13 protein-coding genes and 1 tRNA gene are annotated in these 16738 nt (G+C 72.2%); 10 read left to right on the forward strand and 4 right to left on the reverse strand.

Going from position 1 to position 16738, the window contains the following annotated elements:
- The 4 genes from ACI3KY_RS11975 to ACI3KY_RS11990 all read left to right on the forward strand — a co-directional run.
- Positions 1 to 2005 (forward strand): FtsX-like permease family protein (locus ACI3KY_RS11975; protein WP_404930397.1); only part of this gene is annotated, 2005 nt, incomplete at its 5' end.
- A complete protein-coding gene (locus tag ACI3KY_RS11980; RefSeq protein ID WP_404930398.1) occupies positions 2002 to 4743 on the forward strand; it encodes an FtsX-like permease family protein in 2742 nt (913 codons plus the stop codon). The genes ACI3KY_RS11975 and ACI3KY_RS11980, both read left to right, overlap by 4 nt.
- A gap of 4 nt (positions 4744 to 4747) precedes the next feature.
- Positions 4748 to 5794, forward strand: coding sequence for an ABC transporter ATP-binding protein (locus ACI3KY_RS11985; protein WP_404930399.1), 1047 nt, complete (start codon positions 4748 to 4750; stop codon positions 5792 to 5794).
- Positions 5791 to 6516 (forward strand): ABC transporter ATP-binding protein, encoded by a 726-nt coding sequence (locus ACI3KY_RS11990; RefSeq protein ID WP_404930400.1) that lies wholly within the window; start codon positions 5791 to 5793, stop codon positions 6514 to 6516. Before ACI3KY_RS11985 ends, ACI3KY_RS11990 begins: the two co-directional genes overlap by 4 nt.
- Positions 6517 to 6556: 40 nt before the next feature.
- Here the strand turns inward: ACI3KY_RS11990 and ACI3KY_RS11995 are convergent, their stop codons facing one another.
- Positions 6557 to 7183 (reverse strand): DUF1349 domain-containing protein, encoded by a 627-nt coding sequence (locus ACI3KY_RS11995; protein WP_404930401.1) that lies wholly within the window; start codon positions 7181 to 7183, stop codon positions 6557 to 6559.
- 43 nt (positions 7184 to 7226) lie between these two features.
- Positions 7227 to 9023: a glycoside hydrolase family 15 protein gene (locus ACI3KY_RS12000; RefSeq protein ID WP_404930402.1), complete on the reverse strand. Its 1797-nt coding sequence runs from the start codon at positions 9021 to 9023 to the stop codon at positions 7227 to 7229.
- A 236-nt stretch (positions 9024 to 9259) separates the two neighbouring features.
- Here ACI3KY_RS12000 and ACI3KY_RS12005 point away from each other — a divergent pair.
- Positions 9260 to 9330 (forward strand) — tRNA-Gly (locus ACI3KY_RS12005).
- 287 nt (positions 9331 to 9617) lie between these two features.
- Positions 9618 to 11798, forward strand: a complete 2181-nt coding sequence (locus tag ACI3KY_RS12010; protein WP_404930403.1) for a DapH/DapD/GlmU-related protein — start codon at positions 9618 to 9620, stop codon at positions 11796 to 11798.
- A gap of 241 nt (positions 11799 to 12039) precedes the next feature.
- Here the strand turns inward: ACI3KY_RS12010 and ACI3KY_RS12015 are convergent, their stop codons facing one another.
- On the reverse strand, positions 12040 to 12864 hold the full coding sequence (locus tag ACI3KY_RS12015) for a class I SAM-dependent methyltransferase (RefSeq protein WP_404930404.1): 825 nt from the start codon (positions 12862 to 12864) through the stop codon (positions 12040 to 12042).
- 15 nt (positions 12865 to 12879) lie between these two features.
- On the opposite strand from ACI3KY_RS12015, the gene ACI3KY_RS12020 reads away from it, so the two are divergent.
- The 4 genes from ACI3KY_RS12020 (at position 12880) to ACI3KY_RS12035 (ending at position 15854) form a co-directional block, all read left to right on the forward strand.
- Positions 12880 to 13641, forward strand: a complete 762-nt coding sequence (locus ACI3KY_RS12020; RefSeq protein WP_404930405.1) for a hypothetical protein — start codon at positions 12880 to 12882, stop codon at positions 13639 to 13641.
- Positions 13642 to 13654: 13 nt separating this feature from the next.
- Complete coding sequence (locus ACI3KY_RS12025; RefSeq protein ID WP_404930406.1) at positions 13655 to 14386, forward strand: DUF222 domain-containing protein; 732 nt, start codon at positions 13655 to 13657, stop codon at positions 14384 to 14386.
- Positions 14387 to 14817: 431 nt separating this feature from the next.
- Entirely contained in the window at positions 14818 to 15360 is a 543-nt protein-coding gene (locus ACI3KY_RS12030) for a GrpB family protein (RefSeq protein WP_404930407.1), read from the forward strand.
- Positions 15361 to 15428: 68 nt separating this feature from the next.
- Entirely contained in the window at positions 15429 to 15854 is a 426-nt protein-coding gene (locus ACI3KY_RS12035; protein ID WP_404930408.1) for a pyridoxamine 5'-phosphate oxidase family protein, read from the forward strand.
- Here ACI3KY_RS12035 and ACI3KY_RS12040 read toward each other — a convergent pair.
- Positions 15835 to 16734, reverse strand: coding sequence for a carbohydrate kinase family protein (locus ACI3KY_RS12040; RefSeq protein WP_404930409.1), 900 nt, complete (start codon positions 16732 to 16734; stop codon positions 15835 to 15837). The genes ACI3KY_RS12035 and ACI3KY_RS12040 overlap by 20 nt on opposite strands.
- Positions 16735 to 16738 lie beyond the last annotated feature (4 nt).

The following is a 16738-nucleotide window of genomic DNA, read 5'->3' on the forward strand; positions in this document are numbered from 1 at the left end:
GGGCGTCCTCGTCGGGCTCGCGGGCGTCGTGGTCGGCGTGGCCGCGGCGGCAGCGATCGCGGCGATGGCCGGCTGGGCGCCGGCCGGCGCACTCGCCGCGTGGCCGTGGGCGCTCGCGACGGCCGCCGTGCTGGCCGTCGTCTTCGCCGTCGCCCTCCGACGCGGCGAGCGCGCCCGCACCAGCACGCGCGCCGGGCGGGCGACGACGGCGGCGGTCGTCGTCGTGGTGCTCCTGGCCTGCGGCCTCGTCGTCTGGCAACTGCCGCTCGCGCGGGGAGGAGGGTTCGATCCCATCGTCGCGGTCGCGCCGGCGGTCGTGCTCATGGCCGGCGCGCTGGTCGCGCTCGCGGTGTTCGGCGCGGCAGCGGTGGCGTGGTCGCGGCCGGCCGCCGCGTTCCCCTCGGTGCAGCCGGGCTACCCGGCGCGACAGGTGGCCCGCCGCATCCCCATCTACGCCGTCGCCGTACTCCTCGTCGCCCTCACGGTCGCGCAGGCCGTCTTCGCTTCGGCCTACAGCGCGACCTCGACGGCGATGGTCACAGATTCCGCCGCGGTGCGCGCGGGCGCCGACCTGAGCGTCGACATGTCGCCGCAGTCCGCCGACCCGGGCGACGTGGCGGCGGCAGCGGCGATCGACGGTGTCGACGCCGCGGCACCGGCCCTCGTCGAAGCCATCGAGATCGGCGACGCGGACGCGCAGCTCGTCGCCGTCCCGGCCTCCGAGATCGCGCTGGTCGTGACCTCGGCCGGCGGACTGGTCGACAAGGCCGCGCTCGAGGCCCTGGCCGCGCCCGCGCAGGCCGAAGGAACGGCCGCCGGTGATCCTCTGCCGCTCGGCGAGGGTGCCAGCGGACTGCGGGTCACTGCACGCGCCGAGTCGCTCGGCGAGCTGCTGCCCCGTCCCACCATCGCCGCCGTGCTGCTCGACGCCACCGGCGCCCCCACCGTCCTCACCCTCGAGGGCGAATCGCGGCCGAACGGCGACGGCTCCGCGACGGTCGTCGCCGAGGCGCCGCTGCCGACCGGGACGGCGCCGTGGCGACTGCTCGCGATCGGCGCGGACCGCGGCCGATCCTTCAGCCGCGCCACCATGCAGCTGACACTCGAGACCGTGGATGCCGTGGGCAGCGGCCCGCTCGACATCCACGCCGAGGCCGAGCTTCCCGGCAGCGGTGACCAGGTCGTCCTCTGGCTCGCCGACGACGGACAGACGACTCCCGGCGAAGGTCCCGACGACGAGGCCCCTCCCGTCGCGGTCGTGATCACGGAGGGCCTGGCGCAGCACCTCGGCATCGGCGAGGGAGACGTGTTCGAGTTCCGGTATGCCGGCACGGGCCGCCACGGCGACGCGGTCGTCTCCTCTGTCGCCGAGGTGGTGCCCGGCGCCTCATCGCCGCTGGCCCTGTTCGCCCCGATGGAGAACCTGCTGGTGTCGCAGCTGCAGCGCGGCACGTCGATCGTCGCGCCGAACGCCGTGTGGGCGGCGGGCGACCCACAGGCCGACGCCGATCTGAGCGCCGCCCTGGGCGACCGCCCGGTCGCCACGGCGGCACCGGGAGTCGCCGCCGGCGTGGTCGGCGCGCTGGCACCGGGATGGTGGATCGCGACGGCCGGGGCGATCGCGCTGTCGCTGGTCGCCGCGTTCGCCATCGTGCAGACCCTGGCGGTCGCCCGGCGCCGGGAGCTCGGCGTGCTGCGGGCCCTCGGCATCGGTGCGGGCACTCAGGGACGTATGCGCGCGGCCGAGCTGGGCGGCGTCTTCGGCGCCGCGCTGCTGCTGGGCGCGGTCGCCGGCGGGATGGCGTCGTGGCTCATCGTGCCCGAGCTGGTGCGGGCCGTGACCCCCGGCATCCTTCCCGTCGCCGGCGGCATCTCGTTCGACCCGGCGCCGCTCGCACTGGCCATCTCGGTTCTCGTCGCCGGGCTCGCGGCCATCGTCATCGGTGTGGCGGTGAGCGTCTCGCGCGCCGCACGCACCCAGACCGTGGGCGAGGAGTCCCGATGAGCCGCCGCGTCTCGACGCGCGCGCTCGTCGCGCACCACGTGCGATCGCACGCCGGCGGCGGCGCGATCGTCGCACTGCTGGTCTTCGTGCTCGCGGTCCTCGCGGCGGCCGCGCCGGTCGCACTGAGCGCGCTCGGCGACGCGACCCTGCGCGATCGGCTCGACGCCCTGCCGGCCACGGTGCGCGACGTCGCCTCCGACAACGTCGGAAGCAGCGCCTTCCCGCAGACCGGCACCGAACCCTCCCTCGAGCCCCGGACGACGGAGGAGGTGTGGGGGTCGTTCTCAGCATCCGTCGATCAGATCCGCGAGGACGCCGGCCAGCCGCTCCCCGACGTGCTCGGGCCTGGGCGCATGGTGACGCGGAGCCTCCAGAACCAGATCCTCGAGGGCGACGGCACACGGGCGGCGACCATCGCGTTCGATCCGGCGTACGAGGACGAGATCCGCATCGTCGAGGGACGGATGCCGCAGCCCGCCGCCACGTACCTCACCGGCGCGTCGACCGCCTCGGGTGACAGCCCCCTCGGCAACCGCATCGAGGTGGTCCTGTCGGCTCCGTCGGCCGCAGAACTGGAATGGCCGGTCGGCGAGGTGCGCACCGTGGGGGACCCGCGGCGTTTCCCGGTGGAACTCGAGCTCGTCGGCCTGTTCGAGGCGGTCGATCCCGCGTCGGAGTACTGGGACCACGTCACCTCCGTGCTCGAGCCGTTCGTGTTCGACGACGGCAACCAACCGCGTCGCGTCACCGGGACGGCGTACGCCCACCCGGCATCGCTGGTCTCGGAGGGTCTGAGCGAGGAGTGGTCGACGCTCGTCTGGTATCCGACCGACACGGAGCGCATCGACGGCGGCAATGCGGAGGAGGCCATCGCCGCGCTCAACAAGCTGACCGCCGTCTCGCACACGATCGGCACCATGGCCGACGGCCCGGGGCTGCTCAGTCTCGGATTCGACGCCGACATCACGGCCACCATCGAGAACGCCCTCGCGCAGCAGCGCGCGACCGCGGGAGTCATCGCGATGCTCCTCGCCGGCCCCGTGGGGGTGGCCGCCGCCGTGCTGGTGCTCGGCTGCCGGCTCATCCTCGAGGGCCGGCGCTCGAGCCTGCGGCTGCTGTCGGCGCGCGGCGCCTCGCTCGGGCAGCTGCGCGGGCTGCTCGCCACGGAGGGAGCGCTCGTCGGCGTCGCGCCGGCCGTGATCGGGGCCGGCGCCGTGATCCTGACGGCGACGCCGGTCCTCCACACGGCTCCGAGCGCCGGCGGTGTGACGACGGCGTTGCTGGCGGGGTTCGCCCCCGCGGTGATCCTGCTCGTCCTCGCCCCGTCCGTGGCCGAGCGGCAGGTGCGCGCCGATCTCGGCCGCCGCGGGTCGCGGCTGCGGCTCATCGCCGAGGCGGTCGTCGTGGGGCTCGCGGCGACCGCGCTCGCGCTCCTCCTGGTGCGCGGATACAGCGACGGGATCGACCTGCTTCTCGCGGCCACCCCGCTGCTGCTGGCGCTCGTCGCATGCCTCGTGACGATCCGGCTGTACCCGCTGCCGCTCGCCGTCGTGCACGATCGCGCTCGCGCCGGCGCGAACCTGGACGCCTTCGTGGGGTCGGCCCGCGCGCTCCGCGAGCCGACGCTCGGCGTGACGCCCGTGCTCGCGCTCGTCGTCGGGGTGTCGGTGGCGATGTCGTCGGGGGTGCTGCTGTCCACGCTGCAGTCCGGTGTCGACGAAGCGTCCCGGGCGCAGGTCGGCGCCGACATGCGCGCGCAGGGTTCGCTGTTCACGCAGGACCAACTCGAGCGCGTGCAGCAGATCGACGGCGTCCAGCTCTCGACGGGCATCTCGGGCGCCGAAGTGGCGACGCTCGACATCGACGGCGTGCGCGAGGGCACGTCCGTGTTCATCGTCGACGCCGCCGCTCTGCGGGCGGTGCAAGGGGACGGACCTGGGATGCTGCCACCCGGCGTCTCGCTCCAGCCCGTCGCGACCGGCCCGATGCCGATGCTCGCCTCGAGCAGCGCGGGCGAGCTCATCGGCGACATCGAGAAGCTGACGCTCGACGGCGTCGACGCCCAGCTGGTGGGCGTGTCGCGGGGCCCGGTACCCATCGGCGGGCGCGAGAACTGGGTCGCGATCGACTCGTCGTACGCCGACGAGGTGCTCGGTCGCAACCAGAGCGCCGGCACGGTGCTCCTGAGTCTCGATCCCGATGCCGGCACGGATGCCGTCGAGAACGCCCTGCACGAGGTGCTCGGTCAGACCGTGCGCATCGACACGGCGGACCAGGTGGCCGCCGACATCCAGTCCGGTCCCGCCGTGCAAGGCGTGCGCTGGGCGCTGCTCCTCGCCACGGGCGTGGCGGCCCTGCTGAGCGCACTCGCGCTGGTGATGACCCTCAGCCTGGCTGCGGGATCGCGCGCCCGCGTGCTCGCCCTGCTCGGCACGCTCGGTGCGCCTCGACGCTCGGCGACCTCCCTCGCCGTCTGGGAGATCGGGCCGCCCGCCGTCGCCGCCGTGATCGCCGGAACGGTGTTCGGCGCGCTGGTGCCGCTCGTGGTGATGGTCGCCGTCGACCTGCGGCCTTTCACCGGATCGTCGGTGGCGCCCGTCTATGCGATCGATCCGACGATCCTGCTCCTGACCCTCGGCGGATTCGCCATGCTCGCCGTCCTGCTCACCGCGATCACCCTGCTCCTCTCGCGCCGTGTGCGCGCCGCCGGCGCCCTGCGCACGGTGGAGGAAGGATAGAACCATGGCCGTCCGACAAGCTCATCGACCGGGAACGGCGCCGGACGCCGACATCCTGTGCACCGATCTCGTGCGCATCTTCAAGGTGCAGGCCGCGAACGGCGCCGGCGTCGAGGTGCAGGCGCTGCAGGGACTCAACCTGCGCATCGACCAGGGCGAGCTGGTGGCGGTCGTCGGGGCCTCGGGATCGGGGAAGTCGACCCTGCTGTCGATCCTGTCGAGCCTGGATCAGCCGACGGCAGGGGTCGCGTGGGTCGCCGGGCACGACCTGCTCACCATGAAGGAGAAGGAGCGCGTCGAGTTCCGGCGGCGCAGCGTGGGCTTCGTGTGGCAGCAGACCTCGCGCAACCTCCTCCCCTACCTCTCGGCGAGCGAGAACGTCGCCGCGGCACTCGCGATCACCGGCTCCTCGCGAGGCACGTCCGCCCGCCGGGCGCGGGTGAGCGAACTGCTCGATCTGCTCGAGGTGTCGCACTGCGCCGACCGGCGGCCTGCCGAGATGTCGGGCGGCGAACAGCAGCGCGTCGCGATCGCCGTCGGCATCGCGAACAGCCCGCGCGTGCTGCTGGCCGACGAGCCGACCGGCGAGCTCGACGATCTGACGAGCGCCCACGTGCTCGAAGCCATGCGCTCCGTCAACCGGGAGCTGGGGGTGACGACCCTCATCGTGACCCACGATCCGGCCGTGTCGGAGCACGTCGCCCGCACCGTGCAGATCCGCGACGGCCGCACCTCGACCGAGGTGCTGCGCTCGACGCGCGTGGACGAGCATGGCGCCGAGGAGCACGTCGCGGAGGAGTACGCCGTGCTCGACCGCGTCGGCCGGCTGCAGCTGCCCGACGACTTCGTCAACGCGCTCGACCTCCGCGAGCGCGTCCGCCTGGCCCTCGAGCCGGACCACGTCGGCGTGTGGCCGGGACAACGAGCCGCGACGCCCCCCGTCGGTGGCGACTCCGCCGCGCCGGCGTCGACCGGGGACCACGCGGTCACCGGGCCCGCCGGCGCACCCGTGCCCCCGGCATCCGTCGACCCGACCGAGGAGCCGTCATGACCCCTGCACTGCGCGGCGAGAAACTGTCGCGTACCTTTTCATCGCCCGCGGGCGACGTGCACGCGTGCATCGACATCGACATCGAGGTCGCCGCGGGCGAGCTCGTGGTCGTGCGGGGCGCGTCGGGAGCCGGCAAGACGACGCTGCTGAACCTGCTCGGGGGACTCGACCGCCCCACGTCGGGCACGGTGTGGCTCGGGGACGTCGAGGCGACGGCCCTCGACGAGGACGCCCTCGCCGCCCTGCGCCGCGAGCGGCTCGGCTTCGTCTTCCAGTCGTTCGGTCTCATCCCGATCCTGTCGGCGGCCGAGAACGTGGAACTGCCCCTGCGCATCGCGAAGACTCCGCCCGCGGAGCGCGAGCAGCGCGTCGCCGAGGCGCTGCGACTGGTCGGCCTCGACGGCCACGCCGCCCAGCGCCCGGGCGAGCTGTCGGGCGGTCAGCAGCAGCGCGTCGGCATCGCGCGGGCGATCGCCGCACGGCCGCACGTGCTGATCGCCGACGAGCCGACCGGTCAGCTCGACTCGCGCACCGCCGCGACGGTGATGGACCTCATCGGCGAGCTGGTGCACTCGCAGGGGCTGGCCGCGATCGTCTCGACGCACGATCCGCTGCTGGTGGAACGCGCAGACCGGGTCATCGAGCTGCATGACGGCCGCCTGACGTCCATCGACGGCCGGCCGGTCTCCCGGGCTGTGGCGGGTGCTGACGAGCCGAGGTGATCCCCCGGCGGGCGGAGGCCTCGCGCCGATGCGACGGCGGTCAGCTGCCGTCGCGCAGGTCTGCCGGCGGGTCCGCTGAGAAGGCGATGGCGTCGAAGGTCGCCACGCACGTGTCGCCCTGAGGTGCCTGAGCGAGGAACCCCACCTGGACGGGCCCGTCCCACTCGAGCCGGAACAGGCGGACGAAGTCCCAGTGCTGTCCGTCCGGGGAGGAGTGGAACGCCCACGCGCGGTCGCTCACCCGCGACACCCGCAGGTGGACGTGAGCGTCGACCACCACGGTGGAGTTGCAGTCGTCCGACCAGACGTTCGTCACGACCGAGACGACCATGGCCTCGCCGTGCGGCGAGTACTCGAAGCAGATCTTGGCCCAGTGGTCCCGGTCACCCCAGATCGCGAGCGCTGCGGCGTCGAAGGTGGTGCGCGGCGCCGAGGCGACGCCGGCACGGGCCGAGAGGGCGAACCGCCCAGGCGCCTCGAATCCCAGCAATGCCGCCGCGTGCTGCGCCGGGCCGCCCAGGGCGTCGTTCGTCCAGTCCGTGCCGGCCGCGGCCCTGACCTCGAGTCGTCCGCCGGGATGGAGCTCCGCCGTGCCGGCGCCGACGCCCCAGTGGAGAGCGGGAAGGCCGGCGGGCCGAAGGGGCAGGGAACGGTCGTCGGTCAGCACGCGGCCAGCCTAGCGGCGGAGCATCCCGTGCGACCGAGCCCCGTCATCGGCGCAGCGCGGCCCTGCCGACGTGGCCGACGAGGGCATCGGCCGCTCGCACCAGCGCCAGGTGGGTCAACGCCTGCGGCGTGTTGCCCGCCTGCCGGCGGCGGCCGACGTCGTACTCCTCCGAGAGCAGTCCCAGATCGTTGGCCAGTCCGACGAGGTCGGCCATGAGTGCCTTCGCGTCATCGATGCGCCCGCTGCCGGCATACTGCTCGACCAGCCAGAACGAGCAGGCCAGGAACGGATTCTCGTCGCCTGCGAGTCCGTCCACGTCCGCCTCGGTCCGATACCGCCGCACCAGCCCGTCGCGGAGAAGTGTCCGCTCGATCTCGGCAACGGTGCCCAGCATGCGCGGATCGTCGTACCCGCAGAAGCCGACCTGCGGGATGAGGAGCAGCGACGCGTCCACTTCGGTGGAGCCGTAGTACTGCACGAAACAGCCCCGCTCGGCGTCGAAGCCACGCTCCTCCACTTCGCCGCGAACACGTTCGCGCAGCCGCTCCCACTCCTCGACGTCGCCGTCGTCGTCGAGACCGGACTCGCGCACCGCCCGCACGCCACGGTCGAGCGCCGCCCAGATCATGACGCGCGAATGCGTGAACATGCGTTCCTCGGCGCGGATCTCCCAGATGCCGTGGTCGGACCGGTCGACCCACTCCACCACCTGCGAGAGCAGTGCCCGCTGCAGCGGCCACGAGAACGAGTCCTCCTCGACTCCCGCCATCCGAGTCGCCTCGAGTGCGACCATGACCTCGCCGATCACGTCGGCCTGGTACTGACTGACCGCGCCGTTGCCGATCCGCACCGGCGACGCACCGCCGTATCCGGGAAGGCTGTCGATCACGCGCTCGGCGAGATCCCGCTCGCCGGCGGCGCCGTACATGATCTGCACGTCGGCCGGGTCTCCGGCGATCGCCCGCAACAACCACCCTCGCCACCGTTCCGCAGCCCGCGTGAACCCGTGCTCGATCAGCGTCTCGAGGGTGAGGGCGGCGTCGCGGAGCCAGACGTAGCGGTAGTCCCAGTTCCTGGCGCCTCCGAAGTCCTCGGGCAGCGACGTGGTCGCCGCAGCGACGATCCCGCCGGTGCTCTCGTGTGTGAGTGCCCTCAGCACGAGGAGCGATCGCACGACGGCGTCGTGATGCGGCCCGTGATGGTCGATGCGGTCCGCCCAGTCCTGCCACCACGCACGCGTCGCGGCGAGAGAGTCGTCGACATCCAGCGGTTCGGGCACCTCATGGTGGGACTTGAACCAGGTGAGCGAGAGGTCCACCGTCTCGCCGGCGCTGACCACGATCTGCGCCGAATGGGCGTGATCGACCGCCTGCAACGGGGCGCCACGGAGCACCACCGCGTCGGGTCCGGCGATGCCGAGAATCGCCAGCGGCATGCCGGGTGCCTTCCGCATCCACGGCAGCGCCCGGGCGTAGTCGAAACGCAGCCGCACGGTATCCGTGAAGTCGACCGTGCCCGAGATGCCGATGATCCGGCGGACGACATCGACGCGGTGGCCGTCGATAGGCATGAAGTCGTGGACCTCTGCGACTCCCCCGACAGTCTCCCAACGAGTGACGAGGATGAAGGTGTCGCCGTCGTAGCGCCGGGTGCTCCGCGCCTCAGCATCAGTCGGGCGCAGGATCCAGCATCCGTGTTCTGCGTCGCCCAGCAGGGCACCGAAGATCGACGGCGAGTCGAAACGCGGCACACACAGCCAATCGATGCTGCCCTCGCGGGAGACCAGTGCCGCCGTGCGGCAGCTGCTGAGCAGCGCGTAGTCCTCGATCGGTGCCGGCACCCGTCGATTGTCGCAAACGGCGGCCGAGAGTCGGCAGCCCTGCCATCCGCAGCGACAGCCGGGTAGGGTCAGGCCTCGCAAGAACCGGCGGCGAGGGTCGATCGGCGCGCGTCCTCGCGAGCAGAGTAGGTATGCTGACATGTGGTGCGGGACGTCGACGTACCACCCGAATACGCACCTTGATGGGTGCACCGGGACGTGAAAGGGATCCTCGATCCCCGTGTCCTCCCGGCCTCGGGGCTGTAGTTCAATGGCAGAACTTCTGCTTCCCAAGCAGACAGCGCGGGTTCGATTCCCGTCAGCCCCTCCGATGCAGAATGAGGCGCGGCCCCAGGCCGCGCCTCATTCTGCGTTGGAGGAGCTGATGTCGGAGATGATCCGCTTCGGGGGGGTCCCGCTCCGCCGGAGGCTCCGCGCGACGCGCCAGCGGCGCGTGGAGGGGCGGAGTGGCCGATTCCCGTCAGCCCCTCCGATGAAACCCCCTCTGCGGAGGGGGTTTCCGCGTTCCCGCGGGGGCGCGGGTGGCACGCCGATCCCGCCCGCGACGGGGATTCTGCCGGTCCGACACGGCACGCTCGAACCATACTGGGACATATGCCCGCCATCGCCGCCCACGAATACTCGCCCTGGGACTTCTGGCGCGAAGCCTCCGTCGACGACCGTGAGGCGCAGCTCGCGATCCAGCACACGCTCATCGACGGCCGCGCCGATCATTCGCTCGGCGAGCAGTGTTTCATCTCGGAGCTCGCATCGATCGACAACGACTCGCTGCGGCTCGGCGACCGCACCTACGTGGCCGCGGGCGCCTACCTCACCGGCGACCTCGTCACCGGCGCGGACTGCAGCATCAACCCGTACACGGTGATCCGCGGTCGCGTCGCGATGGGCGACGGCGTGCGCATCGGCGCGCACACGTCGATCCTCGGGTTCAACCACTCGATGGAGTCCGGCACGCCGGTGTTCCGCCAACCCCTCACCTCGAAGGGCATCGAGATCGGCGACGACGTCTGGATCGGCTCGCATGTGGTGATCCTCGACGGCGTGCGCGTCGGCTCGCACGCCGTGCTCGCGGCCAGCGCGGTCGTCACGAAGGACGTGCCGGCCGGCGCCGTCGTCGGCGGCAACCCCGCCCGCTTCATCCGGTGGCGCGTCGAGCCGGACGACACCGGCGTCGCACCGGACGCGGCGGCCGACGCCGCCGCCCGCGCCGAGGACGACACCGATCTCGCAGCCGGCGTGACCGCCGAGGCCGTCGATGCTCCCGCCCTCGGCCTCGTGCCCGCACTGGCCGGCCCCCACCCGCGCGGCAACCAGGCAGGCGCGTCGGAGGACGATCGCGGTGACGTCGATGCCGGAGGCGCGATGGGCGATCACGCGGGCGGGTCAGGCCGCGCAGATACGGCGATCAACGCGGGCGCCGAGGCCGGAATGCCTCAGGATGCCGCGGGCAACGTCTTCGACGTCCCCGCCGACACCGCGACGGGCACCGGTTCACCCAGCGACACGGGCAGCACCACGGGCATCGCCACGGACACCGGCTCCCCCACCGACACGGGCAGCACCACGGATATCGCCACGGACACCGGTTCCGCCACTGCCGCAGCCGGGCCAAGAGACGCGGTTGCGCCCGGCCGGCCCGTCGCCGGTGCTCCGCCCCTCGCCGCATCGCCGGCCGGCACGTCCGCGGACGACGCCGGCGCCGGTCTCGCCGAGCGCGTCGCCGACCTGGCCGAGCGCGCGCGGGACGAGGCATCCGCTGTCCTTCAGCGCGCGTGGAACGACGACCTCGGGCTGTTCGTCGACCGGCCGGGTGCAGCGCCCACGGTGCGCGCGCAGGGCGACGCGGTCGAGATCGCCGACCTGCTGCTCGCCAGGGCACCGGCGCAGGCGTCCGCAACCGACCAGATCCGGCGGTTGCAGGACTGGCAGGATGCTGCGACGGGTGCGGTCGCGCCCCTCGATTCCGACGGTCGTCAGGAGGCGGGCCTCGGGTTCTCGCACGGCGATGTCGCGTACCACGTGCTGAGCGTGGGGTACGCGCTCGATCTGCTCGGATCGGCGTTTCCGGCTCCTCTCACGTGGGTGACCGCTGCCACGCCGGAGCGCGTGGTCGAGTTCTGCGAGAGTCTGCCGTGGGCCTCCGACGCCTGGAACGCCGGACACCACATCGACGGCTTCGGCACCGCGATTCTGTGGACACGGCGGGCGGGGCATCCGATTCCGGCAGGTGTGGAGGAGGCGCTGTTCGGCTGGCTCGCCATGAACGCCGACCCGCACACCGGCATGTGGGGTGCGCCGGCTGCGGACGGCGGCCTGCTTCCGGTCGTGAACGGCTTCTACCGCGCCACGCGCGGCACCTTCGCGCAGTTCGGGATGCCGCTCCCCTATCCCGAGCGCGTCATCGACACCGTGCTGCGGCATGCGCGCGACCCGCGATGGTTCGCCGCCGGTGCGCGCAACGCCTGCAACGTGCTCGACGTCGCGCACCCGCTGTGGCTCACGCGTGCGACGGGCTATCGCGGCGAAGAGGTGCGCGACCTCGCTGCGCGCCTGCTGTCGGATGCGGTGTCGACCTGGGTGCCGGGCGCCGGATTCTCTTTCCGCGCGCCGAGTCCCGCGACCCGCGGCCTCGCCGAGACGGACCCCGGCCTGCAGGGCACCGAGATGTGGCTCGCGATCCTCTGGTACCTCGCGGATCTCGCCGGCGTCTCGGATGCCCTCGGTTACCGCCCGCGCGGAGTTCATCGCCCCGAGCCTGCCGCCACGCTTCGGTAGGCGGCGCGCGGCCAGGTCGGGTGCCGGCCGCCGCGTGCGTCCGACACCGCAACCGCAAGTTGCGGCCAGGTCGGGAGCAGGCTGCCGCACGCGTCCGACACGGCAAGCGCGTGGTGTGAACCGCGAGGTCGTCGCGGCATCCTGCCGCATACTCCGCGGAGCCGCGGCGCGGATGAGGTGGGCCACCGGGCCGCGGAGCCCGCACGGTGATCACTCCGGTCTCAGGGTGCGGGTGGTTGCCTCAAGGCACGGGTGGTTGCTCGCTCGGGGCCAGCACCACCAGCCACGACGAGTAGTGCTCGGTGACGATGCCACCCAACTCGTTCACGGCGGCGACCGCCTGCTCCACCTCGCCGGCGGACCAGTCGCTGAACGTGCGGAAAAGACGCCCGATCGCCGCCGCGTCGAGCTCGAGCGTCCACCGGTAGGTCGAGGCATCCGTCACCCGGAACAAGCCCGAAGCAGTCAGAGCCTCGATCGTCGCATCGAGGTCCTCCGCCGGCGGGCCAGGGCGCGGCGGCGCCCGACGAGCGTCGACGATCTCGGTGATCCGCGCGCGAAACGGCGTGGGCTCGGCGTCCGGGTCGCCGAAGACGTTGCGCCACACGGCGAAGCGGCCGTTTGAGTTAAGTATCGTATATAGGTTCGGTAGGAGGATGTCGAGGTTCATCCAGTGAATCGAGGTCGCTGCGACGACGAGGTCGAAGCTCGAGGCGGCGAACTGCATGTCTTCCGCTCGGCAGAGGCGCACGTCGGCGGCGGGGTGGGCTGCATGCAGGAGGCCTGCGAGGCGCGGACCCGGCTCGATCGCGGTGACGTGCAGGCCCGCACCCAGCAGCGGACCGGTCGCCTGGCCGGTCCCGGCACCCAGATCGAGCGCGCGACTTCCCGGCCGCAGGAGTCCGAGCGTCCGCAGCCGCTGCCACAGCTCGGCGGGGTATGGCGGCCGAGCTTCGGCATAGGTATCGGCGCTCGCCTCGAAGTGCATCGGGTCCACCACAGGCACGAGCGTAGGCGCGACCTGCGGTGGCGTCGAGACCGGAAGCGCGGCAATGTCGGAGGGCATTCGTATCTTTGTTCTATGAGCTTCTGGGTGTCGACGCCTCCGGCGATGCGGTTGACGGATGCCGTCGCCCGCGTCGCGCGGCGGCTCGGCGCCGACGGGATAGGGGTCGAGAGGCTCGATGACGACCAGCTGCTCGAGCTGCTCAGCGATACGACGGAGGCTCGCAAGGCCCTGGAGCTCGTCGTGGCGAGTGCGTCTGCGGAGGTGTCCCGGCGATCGGGGCGCGACCGGGGGTACGGCGGGCTCGCGCAACGCAGGGGATTGCGCACGGGCACGGCGCTCGTGCAGCAGATCACCGGCCTCGGGCGCGGTGACGTCGCTCGGGCGGTGCGTGCGGGCGAAGAGCTCGCGCCCACGGTCGCGGTTTCGGCCGAACCGGTCGGATCAGGAGCGGATGCCGCTCCCCAGACCGCGGTCGCGCCGCCGCCGGAGGTGCCCGAGTGGCTGCAACTGGTTCGGGGTGCCCTCGCGGCAGGCGCGCTTTCACAGGCGCAGTTCCACGCCATCCGCTCCGGTCTCGGCGAGCCTCCCGTCGAGCACTATCCCGAGCTGGACGCGGAGTTCCTGCCGCAGGCGTGGACGCGGGCCGTGCGACTGCTGCTCGACGAAGCGGCGACGCTGGCGGTGGAAGACCTGCGCCACCAGGCGCGCATCGCCCGCGACCGCCTCGATCCCGTGGGCGTGACGCTGCGGTTCGAGGAGCGGTTCGCCGCGCTCCTTCCGCCGGTGGATCGACGAGAGCGGTCAGTACCACGCCCACATCCTGTTCGACGATGAGGCGGGCGCATGGGTGGACGCGCTCCTTCAGGCTGCCCTGCGGCCGCGTCGTGGGCCTCGGTTCGTCGGCGTGGGTGCCGCTGAGAAGGCGCGCGAGGCCGAGGCTGACCAGCGGACGAACGAGCAGCTGCAGTACGACACGATCATGGCCGTGCTTCGCACCGGTGCCGACGCCGACCCGCAGCAGGCATTCGGCGATCGGCAACCTGGCGTGCGGATCCTCGTCGAGTCGGGTGCGATCAGCTCCATCGGCCGGCGCGGAGAGGCGCGCGTGACCGGGGTCGGTCATCTCGAGGATGGCGGACACGCCCTGCCCGGTGGGGTCGTCGAGGCTCGCCTGTGCGATGCGGGCGCGATCCCGGTGGTCTGGGATGCCGACGGTCGGCCGCTCGATGTCGGTCGCGAGTTGCGATTGTTCAGTCGCTCGCAGCGGATCGCGATAGCCGCGCGCGACGGCGGATGCGTGTGGCCATCGTGCAGCGCGCCGATCTCGCAGTGCGAGTACCACCACATCGACCATTGGTGGGATCACCACGGCCGCACCGACGTAGACGACGGCGTTCCTCTGTGCCGCAACTGCCATCTGCGCCTGCACAACCAGCGATGGCGCATCAGCCGCGACCGAGATCCGATCGACGCGACCGACACGTATCGGCTCCATCCGCCGCCCGACCCGGTGACGGGCGAGATCCGCGATCCGATCATGCTCAGGTCGAAGTCGCCGCGACGCTTCGGCGCCGCATGAGGGGCAGGGAAGGCAGAGACGGAGGGAGGCATCGCGGCGCCGTTGCGCATCCCCTGTTAGTTGGGGGCGAAGCGGAGTCGCGGCGCCGTTGCGACCCCCCGTTGGTTCGGGAGCGAAGCGGAGTCGCGGCGCCGTTGCGAACGCCCCGCTAGTTCGGGGGCGAAGCGGAGTTGCGGCGCCATTGCGCATCCCCCGCGATCCAGGGAGCGAAGAGTCGACGGCGTGCTGGATCTGCCTGCGCGGGGATGCAAGGGCAAGAGGACGAACGCGTGCCCTCGGACCGGGGTGCGAGGCGGAATCCCGGCGCCGTTACGCATCCCCCGTTCGATCCAGGGAGCGAAGGGCCGAGGCTGTGCCGGATTGCATCCGCGGGGAGGCCAGGGCAAGACGCGAACACGTGTCCCTCGGACCGGGGTGCGAAGCTGGTCGCCATGGGTATCACCGTCGTGCCGTACTCGAGGGAGTGGCCGGAGCAGTTCGCGCGTGTGGCTGGGGACCTGGAGAGAGCGCTGGGAGATGTTCCGGTGCTCTCGATCGAGCACGTCGGCTCCACCTCGGTGCCGGGACTGGCGGCCAAGCCCGTCATCGACATCGATGTCGTCGTGCGGCGAGAGGATCTCCCGGCCACGATCACGGCGCTGGTCGCCGCCGGCTACACGCATCGCGGCGACCTCGGCGTGGCCGACCGCGAGTCCATGGCCGCACCCGACGACGATCCCCGGCGCAACGTCTACGTCTGCGTCGAGGGCACGCTGCACCTGCGCAACCACCTCGCGGTGCGCGCGATCCTTCGCGAGCGACCGGACCTTCGAGACCGCTACGGCGCCATCAAGACCGAGCTCGCCCGCGATCCGACGATGAACATCGAGCAATACCTCGCCCTCAAGTCACCCGTGCTTCAGGACGTGCTGGCCCTGTCGGACCTCACCGACGCCGAGAAGCGCGCGATCCTCGCCGTCAACACGGGCAGGTGATCACCCCGTCGCTGCCGCGCGTCTCACCAGACGTCCCCGCGGCCGACGACCGCCGTTACTGTGAACCGGTGAGCTTCGACCCCAGCGACTCCGCCGCGTTCGTCGCCTTCGTTCGAAGGCAGCGCCGCGCCGTCGTTGCCACCGTCGCACCGTTCGGCGTACCCGAGGCTGCGCTCGTCGGAGTCGCGGCGCTCGACGACGGGACGCTGATCTTCGATACCGCCGACGACTCCCGCAAGATCCACAACCTGAGCCAGAACGGCCGGGTCGCCGTCGTCATCGGCACGGACGGCGACGTGACGGTGCAGGTCGAAGGCGTCGCCACCATCGCGTCAGGCGCATCGCGCGAACGGCACGGTGCGGCGTACAACGAGCAGTTCCCGGGCTCGCGGGCGCTCGATCAGGACTTCGCCGTCGTCGTGGTGCGCCCCGAGTGGGTCCGGGTCTACGACGCCTCAGCGCGGCCTGCCGTCATCACCGAAGCGCGTTGGTGACGCCCGCACCTTCGCTGCCGGCGACAGCGGGGTGCAGGTGCTCGGACGACAGGGCGACGACCGCCTGACGGGCGCCGGCGGCGAGGCATCCGTTCAGATCCGTGCCGACGAGTGACGCGGCAAGGAAGCCGGCGAAGAACGCATCGCCCGCACCGTTGGTGTCGACCACCGTGACCGGCTCCGCGGCGATGGTGGCACGCTCCCCCGAGGCGGCGAGCGCCACGGCCCCGCGCGCGCCGAGTGTGCAGACGGCCAGCCGAGGTCCCCGGTCGAGGCAGCTCTGCATCAGCGCCCACGGATCGTCCGTCGCGTCGTCGTTCATGAACACGACATCGGCGGCGCGCAGGAACGGCTCGTGGAACTCCGCCGATCCGTCGTAATCGTGCAGGTCGGTCCAGATCGGGGCACCTTCCGCACCGGCGAGCCGGCTCTCGACGAGCGCGGCGCCCGCCGCGCTGAGGTCGACGACCGCGACATCGGCCGCAGCGACAGCGGTCGCGATCCGCTCAAGGTCGTCGACGGATGCCTCACTCGGCGTCGCGAGGTAGAGGCTCACCCGCTCCCCCGCCGGTGTCATGAGGTTCGCGTGACGTTCGGTGCGCTCCGAGGGGTACGTCTCCACCACCACCCCCGCGGCCGTCAGTGCGTCCGCGATCCGGCGGCCATCCTCGTCGGCGCCCAGGAAGGCGTGCAGCGTGACGTCGACACCGAGGTCCGCGAGGTGGAGAGCCTTGCCCGCGGAGGTGCCCCCCACCGTGTGCAGATCACCGGCGGCGAACTGCATGTGCGGCACCGGCTCGGGGAGCCGATCGAGGAGGATCAGGTGGTTCCAAGAAGCGGGTCCGCAGACGGCGACCCGGGCGTCACGTGCGAGAGGCATCCGC

Source organism: Microbacterium sp. ZW T2_14 (assembly GCF_044987405.1).
In the GTDB taxonomy this organism is placed as follows: Bacteria; Actinomycetota; Actinomycetes; order Actinomycetales; family Microbacteriaceae; genus Microbacterium.

Excerpts from the sequence above, each read along its gene's own strand:
- ACI3KY_RS11980 (WP_404930398.1), top strand. The coding sequence starts at position 2,002 with ATGAGCCGCCGCGTCTCGACGCGCGCGCTCGTCGCGCACCACGTGCGA.
- ACI3KY_RS11985 (WP_404930399.1), top strand. The coding sequence starts at position 4,748 with ATGGCCGTCCGACAAGCTCATCGACCGGGAACGGCGCCGGACGCCGAC.
- ACI3KY_RS11990 (WP_404930400.1), top strand. The coding sequence starts at position 5,791 with ATGACCCCTGCACTGCGCGGCGAGAAACTGTCGCGTACCTTTTCATCG.
- ACI3KY_RS12010 (WP_404930403.1), top strand. The coding sequence starts at position 9,618 with ATGCCCGCCATCGCCGCCCACGAATACTCGCCCTGGGACTTCTGGCGC.
- ACI3KY_RS12015 (WP_404930404.1), bottom strand. The coding sequence starts at position 12,864 with ATGCCCTCCGACATTGCCGCGCTTCCGGTCTCGACGCCACCGCAGGTC.
- ACI3KY_RS12020 (WP_404930405.1), top strand. The coding sequence starts at position 12,880 with ATGAGCTTCTGGGTGTCGACGCCTCCGGCGATGCGGTTGACGGATGCC.
- ACI3KY_RS12030 (WP_404930407.1), top strand. The coding sequence starts at position 14,818 with ATGGGTATCACCGTCGTGCCGTACTCGAGGGAGTGGCCGGAGCAGTTC.
- ACI3KY_RS12040 (WP_404930409.1), bottom strand. The coding sequence starts at position 16,734 with ATGCCTCTCGCACGTGACGCCCGGGTCGCCGTCTGCGGACCCGCTTCT.